Source organism: Candidatus Bathyarchaeota archaeon A05DMB-5, assembly GCA_019685655.1.
Taxonomy (GTDB): Archaea; Thermoproteota; Bathyarchaeia; order Bathyarchaeales; family Bathycorpusculaceae; genus DSLH01.
Map to the genome: position 1 here is coordinate 43458 of JABFQP010000002.1, position 12821 is coordinate 56278.

At 41.8% G+C, this 12821-nt stretch carries 14 protein-coding genes and 1 other RNA gene; 9 read left to right on the forward strand and 6 right to left on the reverse strand.

Going from position 1 to position 12821, the window contains the following annotated elements; genetic code table 11:
• The first annotated feature begins 78 nt into the window (after nucleotides 1–78).
• Nucleotides 79–1242 (forward strand): DNA primase, encoded by a 1164-nt coding sequence (locus HM003_03060; GenBank protein MBX5328320.1) that lies wholly within the window; start codon nucleotides 79–81, stop codon nucleotides 1240–1242.
• Here HM003_03060 and HM003_03065 read toward each other — a convergent pair.
• A complete protein-coding gene (locus tag HM003_03065) occupies nucleotides 1239–3623 on the reverse strand; it encodes a DNA polymerase II (protein ID MBX5328321.1) in 2385 nt (794 codons plus the stop codon). The two genes, HM003_03060 and HM003_03065, sit on opposite strands and share 4 nt — an antisense overlap.
• Nucleotides 3624–3746: 123 nt before the next feature.
• Here HM003_03065 and HM003_03070 point away from each other — a divergent pair, with 123 nt between their 5' ends.
• The gene (locus tag HM003_03070) at nucleotides 3747–4832 is read left to right on the forward strand and encodes a hypothetical protein (GenBank protein MBX5328322.1); all 1086 of its coding nucleotides are present in this window, start codon (nucleotides 3747–3749) and stop codon (nucleotides 4830–4832) included.
• 111 nt (nucleotides 4833–4943) lie between these two features.
• Nucleotides 4944–6023 carry an mRNA surveillance protein pelota gene (locus HM003_03075; GenBank protein MBX5328323.1) on the forward strand — a complete coding sequence of 360 codons (1080 nt, stop codon included), beginning with the start codon at nucleotides 4944–4946 and terminating at the stop codon, nucleotides 6021–6023.
• On the opposite strand, the gene HM003_03080 is transcribed toward HM003_03075, so the two are convergent.
• Entirely contained in the window at nucleotides 6020–6727 is a 708-nt protein-coding gene (locus tag HM003_03080) for a DNA polymerase subunit beta (protein MBX5328324.1), read from the reverse strand. The two genes, HM003_03075 and HM003_03080, sit on opposite strands and share 4 nt — an antisense overlap.
• Nucleotides 6728–6849: 122 nt before the next feature.
• On the opposite strand from HM003_03080, the gene HM003_03085 reads away from it, so the two are divergent.
• From HM003_03085 to HM003_03095, 3 genes are read left to right on the forward strand one after another with little or no spacing between them, the layout of a single operon-like run.
• Nucleotides 6850–7455 (forward strand): DUF998 domain-containing protein, encoded by a 606-nt coding sequence (locus HM003_03085; GenBank protein MBX5328325.1) that lies wholly within the window; start codon nucleotides 6850–6852, stop codon nucleotides 7453–7455.
• Between the two features lie 18 nt (nucleotides 7456–7473).
• The gene (locus HM003_03090; protein MBX5328326.1) at nucleotides 7474–8466 is read left to right on the forward strand and encodes a TIGR00269 family protein; all 993 of its coding nucleotides are present in this window, start codon (nucleotides 7474–7476) and stop codon (nucleotides 8464–8466) included.
• Entirely contained in the window at nucleotides 8463–9200 is a 738-nt protein-coding gene (locus HM003_03095) for a ZIP family metal transporter (protein ID MBX5328327.1), read from the forward strand. Before HM003_03090 ends, HM003_03095 begins: the two co-directional genes overlap by 4 nt.
• On the opposite strand, the gene HM003_03100 is transcribed toward HM003_03095, so the two are convergent.
• On the reverse strand, nucleotides 9187–9381 hold the full coding sequence (locus tag HM003_03100) for a DUF1922 domain-containing protein (GenBank protein ID MBX5328328.1): 195 nt from the start codon (nucleotides 9379–9381) through the stop codon (nucleotides 9187–9189). The genes HM003_03095 and HM003_03100 overlap by 14 nt on opposite strands.
• A 65-nt stretch (nucleotides 9382–9446) precedes the next feature.
• Between HM003_03100 and HM003_03105 the strand changes: the two genes are divergently transcribed.
• Nucleotides 9447–9809: a hypothetical protein gene (locus HM003_03105; GenBank protein ID MBX5328329.1), complete on the forward strand. Its 363-nt coding sequence runs from the start codon at nucleotides 9447–9449 to the stop codon at nucleotides 9807–9809.
• Nucleotides 9810–9814: 5 nt separating this feature from the next.
• Here the strand turns inward: HM003_03105 and HM003_03110 are convergent, their stop codons facing one another.
• Nucleotides 9815–10402, reverse strand: a complete 588-nt coding sequence (locus tag HM003_03110) for an AAA family ATPase (GenBank protein MBX5328330.1) — start codon at nucleotides 10400–10402, stop codon at nucleotides 9815–9817.
• A 97-nt stretch (nucleotides 10403–10499) separates the two neighbouring features.
• On the opposite strand from HM003_03110, the gene rnpB reads away from it, so the two are divergent.
• Together rnpB and HM003_03120 are read left to right on the forward strand one after the other, a co-directional pair.
• Nucleotides 10500–10802, forward strand: an RNA gene (gene rnpB / locus HM003_03115) — RNase P RNA component.
• 106 nt (nucleotides 10803–10908) lie between these two features.
• Nucleotides 10909–11316 carry a hypothetical protein gene (locus tag HM003_03120; GenBank protein MBX5328331.1) on the forward strand — a complete coding sequence of 136 codons (408 nt, stop codon included), beginning with the start codon at nucleotides 10909–10911 and terminating at the stop codon, nucleotides 11314–11316.
• A gap of 187 nt (nucleotides 11317–11503) precedes the next feature.
• Here the strand turns inward: HM003_03120 and HM003_03125 are convergent, their stop codons facing one another.
• Both HM003_03125 and HM003_03130 read right to left on the reverse strand, forming a co-directional pair.
• Entirely contained in the window at nucleotides 11504–12058 is a 555-nt protein-coding gene (locus HM003_03125; protein ID MBX5328332.1) for an O-acetyl-ADP-ribose deacetylase, read from the reverse strand.
• Between the two features lie 76 nt (nucleotides 12059–12134).
• A complete protein-coding gene (locus HM003_03130) occupies nucleotides 12135–12755 on the reverse strand; it encodes a LysE family transporter (GenBank protein MBX5328333.1) in 621 nt (206 codons plus the stop codon).
• Nucleotides 12756–12821 lie beyond the last annotated feature (66 nt).

The following is a 12821-nucleotide window of genomic DNA, read 5'->3' on the forward strand; positions in this document are numbered from 1 at the left end:
AAGAGTTAGAATAATAATCTCGTGAATTGAGAGCAAGATTCTCTCATAACACGGTGAAACTAACCCTTACATAAAATAATCTGGAGGTGCACGTTTACGGGTTCATCACAAACGTTTACCATAAAGTATGTTATACACGCAAAATTCGAAATAGAAGGAGTAGTTGAAAAGCCAGACGTTATAGGAGCAGTTTTCGGACAAACAGAAGGCTTATTCGGACCAGAACTCGACCTCAGAGAACTACAAAAATCAGGCAGAATCGGAAGAATCGAAATCGAATTACACTCGAAAAACGACAAAACCACAGGCAGCATAACAATCCCAACAAGCATGGACCGCGTCTCCACAGCCCTAATCGCCGCAAGCATAGAAAGCATAAACAGAGTCGGACCATGCGCCGCAAAAGTCACACTCGAAAAAATCGAAGACGTAAGAGAAGCAAGAAGAAAAGTGATAATCGACAGAGCCAAAGAAATTCTCCACAAATGGACCATCGAATCCATGCCATCCGTAGACGAAGTATTCAAAGAAATCGCAGAAACACTAAAAATAGCCAAAGTCGAAAAGTACGGACCAGACGAATTATCCGCAGGACCCGAAGTTGACAGCTCCAAAGAAATAATCGTCGTAGAAGGAAGAGCAGACGTAATAAACCTAATGCGATGCGGACTACTCAACGTCATAGCCCTAGAAGGAGCAAAAGTTCCAGAAACAATCAAAAAACTAACTCGAGAAAAAGAATCCACAGCCTTTTTAGATGGCGACAGAGGCGGAGACCTAATCCTAAAGGAACTCTTGCAAGTTGCAAACATAAAATACGTTGCCAGAGCGCCGAGAGGCAAGGAAGTTGAAGAATTAAACTGTAAAGAAATTTTTGACGCTTTAGAAGCAAAGGTTCCAATAGAGGAAGTATACAAGCCCCCGAAAAGAGAGAAACCAAAGATTGAAGTTCCCAAAGAGATAGCTCAAATTGCGAAAGAATTAGAGGGCACTTTGGAGGCTGTGCTTCTCAACGAAAAGCTGGAACAAATAGAGCGGTTGCCAGTTAGTCAACTAGCTGAAAAACTTCAGCAAATTGAAGGAGTTGACACAGTAGTCTTCGACGGCATAATAACACAGAGAATAGTCGACATGGCAAGCGAAAAAAACGTAAAAAACATAATCGCCTCGCGCATATCTGAAGCTGTGAAATCACCATTAAACGTTCAATTAATGACCTTTTCAGAAATTAAAGAAGGCTAACTCCCGAAAAAGTCCGTGAGTTTTCGAGTTTCCTTTTCTCCAACACTGGGCGTCAGCAACTGTTCCTCGGTTATGCCGAAACTCTCGAGAATTCTAGCTGCTGCCGGCACTACTTGTTTTGACACGTAATAATCCACGTCTATTTCGTCATAAGAAGCAAAAATGTACGGTTTAACCCTCTCATATAAACGTCCAGTCCCAACCACAACCACATAACCTATCTTGTCACTCACCGCAAGCTCCCAACCCTTTTCCCTCAGCATTTTCGCTGCTTCCACATGAGAAGCCTTAATCTCATACTCTTCCGCAGGTTTTGTCAATGTTTTCCAAATTATAAGGTCGCGAAATGGTACTTGTTTCTGGCGAAGCCCATAAATGCACTGCTGCACAAAAGCGGCTGCCTTCTTTGGAGACTGCTCTTTAAGGATTATTTCCAAGACTTTCTCCTGCACTTTCTTGGCTATGGCAGCCCAATCTCCACGTATAACCTCTAAACCCACAATATCAAGACGTCCATCAGGCAGAAGCCCAGCATAACGTTTCTTGGCTTCAGTGAAGAAAATGCGCATGTAAACCTTGTCTGGTTTGATTTCTAACCCAAACTTTTCCTCAATTCCCCTTGAAAGTTTTTCCACTTTTTCCGGCTCGTACTTCACGAACATGCTGTCTGTGTCGCCGTAGATAACCCTCAACCCAATCTTTTTTGCCAAATCCACCGCGTTAAGTATAGTGTATCTTCCCCAAGCAGTGGCAGCCTCAGCTACGGGCTTAACATACCATCTTGCACCTATCCAACCCGCATACCCATAAGAAGCGTTGGTTATTACCTTCACAGCTTTTTGGCGTGCGTCCAAAACACGGTATTCAACACTTTTAGGATTCAACGCTTTCATTTTTCTGCGAACTTCGTCCCGCACGTTGATAAGATACGACAATACTTCCTTATAGAAGCCCACTGGTTCTTTCCTAAATCGATGCTTGACTTCTGGAGCTTCATAAACTCCGGTTTTTGGAATTGGCTCTTTCGGCGACACATACGTGTCTGGAGACAAGTTGTAAGTTATCATCAAGTTTGGATACATCGCCTTAAAATCTAAAACAGCAATGTTCTCATGCAGTCCCGGTTCTGGCTTAAGCACTATCGCGCCTGCATAGGGTCTATAGGGTTGTTCAATCCTTCTGGGCACAAGCTCGCCGATTTTTTGAGCATGTTTTATTAAGAACCATTCAACGCGGAAGCCTACCGCTGCTGTTCCAACATGGTCTAAGGGTAAGCTTACAAGATTTGAAAGCTGCATTGCAAAGTCTAGTATGGCTTCGGCTATTCCCATAACGCAATAGGTGTTATCTGAAGAAAATTTTTTCAAGATTTCACGCTTGTCTTTGTTGTCCCAGTAATCCGCAAAATCTATTTCGTCGATTAACGTGCGGTTTTCAAGTTTCATAGCTCCCAAATAATCGGCTAGATTCTCCAACGTCTTAACTTTAACTTCTGGAAACTCATCAGCATAATCCGATAGGTCTATGTTGATTCTTCCAGTTAACGAAACGTGCCCGTAAACACTTGTGTGAGGTTCAGTTCCAACTCTGTCAACAGTTAATCGCAATCCAAGCTTTTTGCATCTTTCATTGAGATATTGCCAATCTTTCGCGTTTGTGCCATAACCCACGATTATGTCTGGGTCATAGTTCCGCACATAATTCATGAAGGCGTGCAAGGCTTGCTTATCATTCTTATTTTCATCTGCCAAAAACTGTCTCTCTTCGCCGCTGTTTGTTGCGGTTGAAATAATGATTATGGGGTTTCTGTCTGGTTTGGGTGAACCTTCACGACTGTAACATATTACAAAGAAACCCAGAACTCTTAATTTGGGAACATCTGTCTTTTCTAGGAGCGTGGGCGAAGATTTTGCTGCATAAATCTTGTCAGCTTGAACATGAAGCGTGTTCTTTTCTTCGTCTACTTCTACCTCGTGCCAACCGCACGGTGCGATGTTGTTATCGATTAAGTAGCGCATAGAATGGCGAATGTCATCTTCGAAGCAGTCTTTTACGCCTTCGAACTTTCGAAAAGCCTTAGCATACTTTACTATATCGTCGGGATTTCTGCAGAAAATTTTCACAGCTTTAATTGGCTTTCCAAAAAGTTTGCGTTCAACAACCTCAAGTTTAGTAATTGCCGCTTGACCCTCTTTCTCAATTTCTTCAACAACCTTTTCTGGGTTCACGCCTTCTTCAACAACAGCATAAAAGTAAGTAACAAAATTCTTGTCAATAACGAGCACTCGATTTCCAGAATCATCAACACCCCAAAGCCAAATCTCAGGCGTGTTATTGCGAACTTCATAGTTCAAGTCTAAAAGCCAAAATGTAATCTTCATTGCTAAATCCCTTTTGACCGTTAATAAGTAGAGAAAAAGTTGCTTATAAAATACAACTTTAACTGTTTATTGAGAAAATTTTTAAGCACTAACGAATAAAGTAGCAGTCTGGTGGAGGACTGTATGACTGAAGAAGTTAGCACTGTTTCGCCTTTGGAGAAACAAGCCAGAAACGCCGGATACTATGCCGCACTTGTTTTCGGCGCCGGTTACTTGTTAACCTTTATTGGGATAATCGTTGTAGCCATAGAGGTCTTGATTCGCGCCCTACCATATATTGGACCATACATATCCACTATTCCACCATGGCTAATAGCGGGTCTAATCTGCTATTTGATAGCGGTGATTTTTGGCGCTATATTGGGCGGAGCGATAATAAGAAATGCTAAATCTGCAAGAGATTTTGACATAAGCCTTGATACAATCTCGTCTTCAGTTTCAGCGTTTTCATGTATGATTCTATTCGCTGGAATAGGCAGCATAATTCTAATCAACGGAATTTCTAGCATTTCCTACCCCTATGGCTATTATCCAACACCTGGGTACTATCCAATAATTGGGTCTTCTTATCTTACATATCCAATAATTGAGATTGTTGGAGCAATCCTGCTGTTGATAGGTTTTAGGGCTTATCGCGGCAAGCAATCCGATTCAAAACTTGTCGGTGCAATTCTCATGCTGATCTCCGTTATTCTAATATACATTGTTGCATACGCGCCATTACGGGACTCTTACGCTGTTTATTCCAATATATTACACACAATAGGCACTGTTCCCTATGGAACTCCAATCTTTTTAGTTTCTTTGCCTCCTCTCCCTGGAATACTTTTGTCCGAGGCAACTCTTGAGACGGTGACGTTAATGATAGCGTCGATTTGCGCTATTCTCTTTGCATTTCTAACACGAGAAGGCGAAGCGAAACGTTCAATTGTAAGCGTCATATTGTCTGTTGGAGGCATATTATTTTCTGTAGGTCTTTTGTACTTCAACTTTTCAACCGTTTCGCTACTAAGCAAACTTCTACCTTACACGGGTTCTATGATGGCTACTCTCTGGATAATGTTCCTCGGATTTCTAATACTCGGCATATCAGGGATAATCATTCTAATAGCAGCGTCCTTAACCATTGCCGTTTCAGTCAAACAGCTTTCCACACAACCACCGAAACCAACTGTTCCGCCGCCTCCACCACCGCCCCCACCAACATAAAATACACATTCTTTCACTGCTTGCAAAAATCTTCAAATCGCCATTCACACTTTTTAATAAGAAAACTCTGATTAGTACACGTAACCAAAAGGTCGAAGAGGCTAAGCAATTTTGAAAATCTTGGAAAAAAACATGAAAAAAGGCTTTGTTAAGGTTATTCCTGAAACTTATGATGATTTTTGGCATTTATACAATATTATCTACAAAAATGACAAGGTTTACGCTTATACTTCCCGAGAAATCAAGCCTGATGAGGGAGGATATGCAAGACCTAAACGTGGCGAACGAGTCTCGGTATTCTTGGGTGTGAAAGTTGAATCTGTCTCATGGGACAAGCTTTTGGGCAGGCTTAGGATTCATGGAACCATATGCGAAGCGCCAGAAATAGTTCCAAATGGCGCACATCATACGCTGAACATTGCGTTAAACACGCCATTAACAATCGTGAAGAAGGAATGGGCAAGGCATCATCTTGAAAGGTTAGAGAGAGCAAGCCGAACCTCTGAAAAACCAATAATAATAGTTGCCATCGACGACGAAGGCTACGCAATAGCCGTTACCGCCCAATACGGCGTAGAAGTGAAAGTAGAGCAAAGCGTGAAACTTCCCGGAAAGCTTGAAGCCGAAAAACGAACTGTTGCGACAAAGGAATACTTTCAGAAAGCGTTAGACAGTCTACGCCAAATATGGGCGACTATGCACAGTCCAATTGCAATTATTGGTGTTGGTTTTGTGAAAAACGAGTTTGTAAAATTCTTGAAAAACGAAGCGGCTGACATCGCTAAATCAGTTGTGGACGTGAAAAGCGTCAACAATGGCGGTGTGGCAGGAATACATGAAGCTTTGCGTTCAGGCGTTTTGCTGAAAACTATGAAGCGGCTTCGAATTTTGGAAGAAGCAGAAGTTGTAGAAGAAATTCTGAGAAGGCTTGGAAAAGGCGAAGCAAACGTTACCTATGGCTTTACAGAAGTTTCTAAAGCAGTGGAAATGGGCGCCATTGAAAAACTTGTCTTGGCTGACACGATGTTGCGTGAATCTTCCGACAAGAATCGCTTGTTAATTGAAGATTTGATGAAGAATATTGAACAAAAAGGCGGAAGCATAATTGTCTTAAGCACAGAGCATGAGGCTGGCGAAAAACTTTTAGCATTGGGAGGAATAGCTGCTCTACTACGATTTGTAATACGCTAGACAGTTTTCATTCGTCTGCGAACTGCGGGATTCTGGTCCGCAAGCCTTTTCAGAGCCATCTCAAAAGTTTCGTCACTAGAAAGTTCTTTTTCAACAAAAACTCCTGTTCTACCTACTTCGTCTCTTCTCAGCAAAGCATGAACGCGGTCCAAAACAGTTTCAACAGATATCCCAAGCAGTTTAGCGATTTGTTCCTCTCGCCCAATAATAGTGCTTTCTCTGTGTCCTTCCTTGGTAGGTTCAATCAGCATCAAACGCTTGTCCACACCGCAAACTCGCATGTTATCTCTCAAGTTTTCTATTGATGCCTCACCACCGAATTTGTAAAATTCTCTCTCCACCGTGCGCATTTTCATCAAAGGAAAGGAAACGCTTGTGTTTTCGTCTATTTCAATGTAGGCTTTCATGGCGTATGTTGGCGTAGCTTGGACAACCATGCGCCTATTAACTAGTATGCCCGCTTTTTCCAGTGCCGTTTCCACGGTGAAAGATGAAACTTGAGAGGGAATGAAAACGTCAACATCGCTTTTTTTGTTCACGTCTCCGCGTGCAATGCTTCCATGCACCACGGATTTCAAATGAAAATTCTCTAAAGCCTCCATTAACTGCATGGCTTTCTGCCTAAAATCTTTAAGCAGACTCCAACGTTCAGCGTCATAAACTATTTCTCGGTACTCTACGTGTCTTTTGGGTTTGGTAGCCATTTCTTTGCCTCTTTTTAAACGACAAGTGCCCTGACTTATTTTAGTAATTTGCTGATAATTATTATAAGCGAAAAAAAGCAACACAATATGAATAGCAAGCATATTTGCAGATTAGGAGTTGAATGCGAAAATTGAATCCTTCGAAATGGCCGATGAGCTGTATTGCTGGCATAGCGGTCATTGTTCTTTATTGTGTATTCACGTTTTCCTCGTGGGCTCTCTTTCCGACGCCTTACAACCCAGTCGACAATTGGCTTAGCGATTTAGGAAATTCAAGCTATAACCCGTCAGGTGCAATTCTATATAACTTGGGCTGTGTTCTCACGGGAATAGCACTTTTCCCATTTTTTGGCGGTTTATACAAGTGGTATACGGATAAAAAGTGGCGAAAAACCTTGTTGATAGGTACGCAGATAGTAGGGTTTCTTGCTGCTTTGTCTCTGATTATGATTGGCGTCTTCTCCGAGGATTACGGTAGTCTTCACAGTTTGTGGTCTTCCATTTTCTTCTTTCTTAACCTAACAGTTCTTGTTCTATTAGGCGTGGCATTGTTTACTCATCCGAAATACATGAAGCCGATTGCTTTTTATGGCTTCATAGTAGCTGCAATTAACTTGCTTTTCGTGTTGGTTTATCGCAATCCAATATTTGAGTGGTTCACGGTTTTCACGGCTTTAGGCTACGTTGGCTTGCTCGTCTACAACATGTTTAAAGCAGAATTCAGCTAATTAATATGTGAAACAACCGTGAACTCCAATACAGTTATCTGCACCGCCTGTAACCGCAAAGAAGCCTTTTTCTCAAGACCTTACTCTGGAGAGAAACTCTGCAAAAAATGCTTCACTGAATCAATCGAAACAAAAGTGAAAGCAACAATCGCCAAGTACCAAATGCTCAATTTTAATGATAAAATAGCAGTGGCTGTTTCCGGCGGAAAAGACAGCGTAAGTCTTCTTCATATTTTGGCTAAATTGGAACGGCGATATCCGAAGGCTTCGCTTGTTGCGGTTACGGTGGACGAAGGAATCAAAGGTTACCGTGACGAAGCTTTGAAAATAGCCGCTGAAAACTGCAGAAAACTTGGCATCAAACATCACGTAGTTTCTTTCCAAAAACTTTACGGTTGCACACTTGACGAAATTGTTAAACATTTAAAATTAAAAGGTAACAGTGGACCCACACCATGCGCTTTTTGCGGTGTAATGCGAAGAAGAACATTAAACACAGTAGCTAGAAAACTCAAAGTCGACAAGCTTGTAACTGCTCACACATTGGATGATGAAACGCAAACAATCCTATTAAACATCTTTCACGGTGACGTTTTGCGTATAGCCCGAGAAAAACCAGTCACGGATGAAGCATACCCAAAACTTGTACAACGCGTAAAGCCCTTCTGCGAAATTCCAGAAAAAGAAACAGCCCTATACGCGTATGTTAAAAAGATAAAGTTTCAAAGCATCCCATGCCCATATGCGCCGGAAGCCCTAAGAAACGATGTCCGAGTAATGCTAAATAGAATGGAAGAGAGGCATACTGGAATAAAGTTCACAATATTCAAATCAATCGAAAAAATCCGACCAGCATTGGAAGCTATTGCAGAGAAAGAAGGAATAGGCGAATGCAGTGAATGCGGAGAACCAACAACTGAAAAAGTGTGCAGAACCTGCCAAATGCTTAAGCAAATACACAAAAAGACCGATATTCATATAAACAAGAAGAGTTTGAACAAAAAGCAATGAACGAGTTATTTGCAATTTTGGCTTCAGTAACCACGGTAAGCCTAATAGCATTTGTAGGAATAATCTTTATAGGCGCTAAAGAAAACTGGCTAAAACATATTATGATGGCACTGGTAGGTTTTTCTTCAGGAACTCTCATTGGCGGGGCATTTCTCCATTTACTGCCCGAAGCTTACGAAACAAATGGAGCAAACACTTTTTACTACGTTATCTTAGGCATCGTCGTCTTTTTTGCCTTGGAAAAATTCTTTTATTGGCGTCACTGTCACGAAGAAGAATGCCCCGTTCATATGTTTGTATATCTCAATCTTATTGGAGATGGAGTCCACAATTTCATTGATGGAGCCTTGATAGCAGCCACGTTCATGTTTCGTTTCGACTTAGGTTTAACTACAACGCTAGCTGTGATTTTCCACGAAATACCACAAGAAATAGGCGATTTCGGAGTTCTAGTCTATGGAGGTTTGAGTAAGAGGAAGGCGCTAATTTACAACTTTATCTCTGCTCTAACCGCAATATTAGGCGCAATAACAACTTACTTCTTGGTATATCTACAGAACATAACGGCTTTGCTGGTTCCATTTGCTGCAGGCGGATTCATCTACATTGCAGCCACAGACCTCATGCCTGAGCTTCACAAAAAGTTTCGTGCCTTTGAATCACTAGTCCAGTTAATAGTCATTCTGTTAGGAATAGTGTTGATGGCGTACCTTAAAATCGCTATAGGTGCTTAACACTTTTTATCTTGCGCAAAATTGCAGACGCCTCGTAGGCAGTTTTCGCTGAAGCCACTTTCTTAGCTTTTTTCAACTCAACTTTAAAGCCACAGTATGGGCATGTTCTTGTTTTCTGTGCAGCTTTAGCTAATAAAAAGCCTCCGCATTTACTACAAACAACTATTAGGAACGGCTCCATGATTGCATCATCCGAAAACCTTTTCCACTTACGACTAAATAACGCTTAATGCACGAGGAGAACAAATGAACAGCGAAGAGAAGACAAAATCGCCATCTAATCTAGCCAAGCTTGCAATGCGCTATTTCATAAAAGCAGGCTACAAAATAAAACAGGAAACAGCCGCCCTCGAAGGCTACAGTGGAATCTCAAGAAAATTCGACCTAATAGTCCAGAAAGGACGCACAGCCCAAGGAGTTTGGATAAGAGACTGGAACCGAACGATAGGCATAAATGTTGTAATAAACTTGGACAAGGCTTCTGAGGATGCAGGGCTGTCAAATCCAATTTTGATTGGAGAAAACTTCAGTGACCACGCAAAAGCTTACGCAAACAGAAGAAAAGTCACACTGCTGACAAGACAACAGATTTCGCTTAGTTTGAGATGAAAACGTCAGATTTTCAGAAACTCGTTCAATAAGCCTTCACTTTCTAACTTTCCTATCCAATCCACAATGCCCACACGGCATTTTTTGCGTTTCTCCAAAACTTCTAGGATTTCTTCCACAACCTCTTCTACGCTTTTACCAGACACATTTAACTCGCAAACCTTTCTCTTTTCAAGCGCGTTTAAAGCGTCGACCAAACAAACATCCAAAATTTCAGCTGCTAAATTTTCCCACAGTTTGCGGCCGGAGAACCCGCATTTCTCCATGAGCTTGTGCAGCTCAACAGGGTCTCGCCTCAAAACAAAAACATGAGTTATAAGTTCTTTGGGAGCGACATTCACGGCGTAATGTCCATCAATGATAATGTTATCTTCCGCGGAATTCTTAACGATTTCATCAATTTTCCGTCGCATTTTGCTTTCGTCAACAATTATGGAGTTTCGCTGTTCATCTTTTCCTAGAACAAGATTTTCACGCGCAGCTAATTCGGTCAAATTAATATACAAAGCATTAAGCTTGGAAGTAAGCAAGTGCGCGACTGAGGTTTTTCCAACGCATGGAGTGCCCGTCACCAAAATAACACGTTTACACATACCTTAGCCGTCCATTAGCACTATTAAGTCGGACTTAGCGAAATTAAGGTTTCCAAAATTCTTATTGAGCAGTGTTTGCCTATCATATTTTGGGCTGGCGAGTTGGTGAGTGGCTTTCGAGCCTTGCAACAGAAGGCTTGAGGAAACTCCGCCCACACGTAGAATTGCAATATCCGCAAGGGTGTAAGGCGAGAGCCTTGGCTTCGGAGCAGAAACGAAACGTCCACCCGCAAGTGCCAATGATGCATGCTAAGTTGTTGAGAATGCGGGTTGGAAGCGGTGAAACGGCCGTCCTGCAAGTGGAAAGGGCAAACAGACGCTGATGCGGAATCTACCCAAGGCGCGGGTAGCCCGATTAGTCGAATGCCACATAACAGAAGGCGGGTTACAGCCAACACGCCAACCCTATAACGAAAAACGCCAAGCATGGATTGTTCTAAAATGTAGTATTATAAGGTTCATTTAGAACTCAGTTTTTTGAGAAGAACTGTGGAGCACGCAAAAAGATGGTATCGAAAAAAGGTGTGTTGTTTATCTTAGCTTTCTTAGGTACTGCTATTATTATTGGAGTGGTTATACTTTTCCAGAGCTTCCTCAGCGATTCTTCTGTCTACAGAATCACGATCTCGGAAATCGCATCTGACCCAGCAGCCTGGGAAAACAAGATAGTGAGAGTCGATGGAACCATGCAAACGCCAGCGTTAGGAATAATTCTGCCATTCAATTATTGGCTATATGACACAGAAAACCACACAATGCGCATCGGTGTAAAATGGACTTCAGAGACAGATTTGTCTGGAAAGAACTTAACGATCGTTGGAGCCGTCAGGAAAGACTACGCATGGGTTCATCCCGACTATCCCGGTTGGCGGGTCTACTTCATCGAAGCAAGTTCAATCTATGAGATGCCATAGGAAGACAAAGACATATGCGCTCTCTCCATCACCAACAAGTAGCTTGTGGAATGTTTGGAGAGATACATGTAACCTAAGTTCAATTGGCAAGCTTGTTCTCAATAGACATTTCCAAAAGAGAAGAGGGGGTTTGTGGGAGACTTCTATGCATTTGATGAAGTTACAGCTCTAATACAGCAGTTCTTTTTCATTGGAGAATTTCTTTTGCTGTGTTCTTGTAAACTTCAAAGTCATGCGTAGAAAAGAGGACGAATACAACCTTAGCAACGTTGTCTTCTTTTTCTAAAAATTCTTTAACAGTTGCTAAAGCTATTCGGCATGCCTTTTCTATCGGGTAGCCGTATGCACCCGTGCTTATGGATGGAAAAGCTATAGTCTTAAGTTCCTTAACTACTGCAAGTTTCAACGAGTTACGGTAAGCGTCTGCTAAAAGTTCTGGTTCGCCGCTGTTTCCGCCACGCCAGATTGGCCCAACTGTGTGAATGACATATTTAGCTTTTAAATTGCCTCCAGAAGTTATGACTGCTTTTCCTGTTGGAAGCCCTTCTGGCCATTCAGTAGTTCTTACTCGTTTGCATTCTTCTAGGATTTTTGGTCCGCCTTTGCGGTGGATTGCGCCGTCCACGCCTCCTCCACCCATAAGTGTTGAGTTTGCAGCGTTAACTATAGCATCAGTGTCCATGTCAGTTATGTCTCCTTGGACGAGGCAGACCTTTGCTTTGCCAATTTGAAATTCAGTCATAGCCAATTTCGCTCCCAACACTCCATATTTTTCATTATGTTTATTCTCTTAAAATTTTCAGCAAAAAGGCTAATATCTAAAACATCGCCGTGAGGATAAACCATAATCCAAATCCAGTCAACACTACGAAGCAAAAGCCAAAAACTATCCTACGCGTTTTTTCTGTCCAGAAACGTCTCGATTTAAAGACAACCAACGACACAAACGTGTCCCATGCAAGGTCACATGACCAATGAGCTATAGCCAAAGCCAAAAAGCCAGCAAATCCAAAAGCCAAGGTAGTTAATATTAAATTTGCACCAATTGTCGCCCACCAAAGAAAAAAGTAAGGATTGGCGATAGTTGCGAGAAAACCGGCAACAAAAGAGCTGTGACTAAAAGTTCCATAGTTTTCGCTTTTTTCCTTTCGAGCTTGAAATATTTGAAAACCCATAAAAATGAGGATTAAACCTCCAACTAACCCCATAATCTTCTGAACTATGGTGGAAGCAAAAAACCATGTAAAACCAAAATAAATCAGAAACATTAACGGAAATTCCACTGCGCCGTGTCCCAAAGCGATTAAGGCTCCGGCAATTTTATTCTTGTATCCTTTCGCGATTATTACGGCAAAAACTGGTCCAGGCATCATAACCCCGGACAAAGATAATAAAATTACTGAAAGCAAGAAATAGAGAAAACTGAAGACAACATCCATTTATTTCACTGAAACTAACGTTACACGTGCTCGCTTAAATTTCTCACTATTATTAAGTATTCATGC

What these genes read in the sequence shown, in the direction of transcription:
- HM003_03085 (MBX5328325.1), top strand. Translation starts at nt 6,850, where the DNA reads ATGCGAAAATTGAATCCTTCGAAATGGCCGATGAGCTGTATTGCTGGC.
- HM003_03105 (MBX5328329.1), top strand. Translation starts at nt 9,447, where the DNA reads ATGAACAGCGAAGAGAAGACAAAATCGCCATCTAATCTAGCCAAGCTT.
- HM003_03080 (MBX5328324.1), bottom strand. Translation starts at nt 6,727, where the DNA reads ATGGCTACCAAACCCAAAAGACACGTAGAGTACCGAGAAATAGTTTAT.
- HM003_03125 (MBX5328332.1), bottom strand. Translation starts at nt 12,058, where the DNA reads ATGACTGAATTTCAAATTGGCAAAGCAAAGGTCTGCCTCGTCCAAGGA.
- HM003_03110 (MBX5328330.1), bottom strand. Translation starts at nt 10,402, where the DNA reads ATGTGTAAACGTGTTATTTTGGTGACGGGCACTCCATGCGTTGGAAAA.
- HM003_03130 (MBX5328333.1), bottom strand. Translation starts at nt 12,755, where the DNA reads ATGGATGTTGTCTTCAGTTTTCTCTATTTCTTGCTTTCAGTAATTTTA.
- HM003_03095 (MBX5328327.1), top strand. Translation starts at nt 8,463, where the DNA reads ATGAACGAGTTATTTGCAATTTTGGCTTCAGTAACCACGGTAAGCCTA.
- HM003_03065 (MBX5328321.1), bottom strand. Translation starts at nt 3,623, where the DNA reads ATGAAGATTACATTTTGGCTTTTAGACTTGAACTATGAAGTTCGCAAT.
- HM003_03070 (MBX5328322.1), top strand. Translation starts at nt 3,747, where the DNA reads ATGACTGAAGAAGTTAGCACTGTTTCGCCTTTGGAGAAACAAGCCAGA.
- HM003_03100 (MBX5328328.1), bottom strand. Translation starts at nt 9,381, where the DNA reads ATGGAGCCGTTCCTAATAGTTGTTTGTAGTAAATGCGGAGGCTTTTTA.
- HM003_03120 (MBX5328331.1), top strand. Translation starts at nt 10,909, where the DNA reads ATGGTATCGAAAAAAGGTGTGTTGTTTATCTTAGCTTTCTTAGGTACT.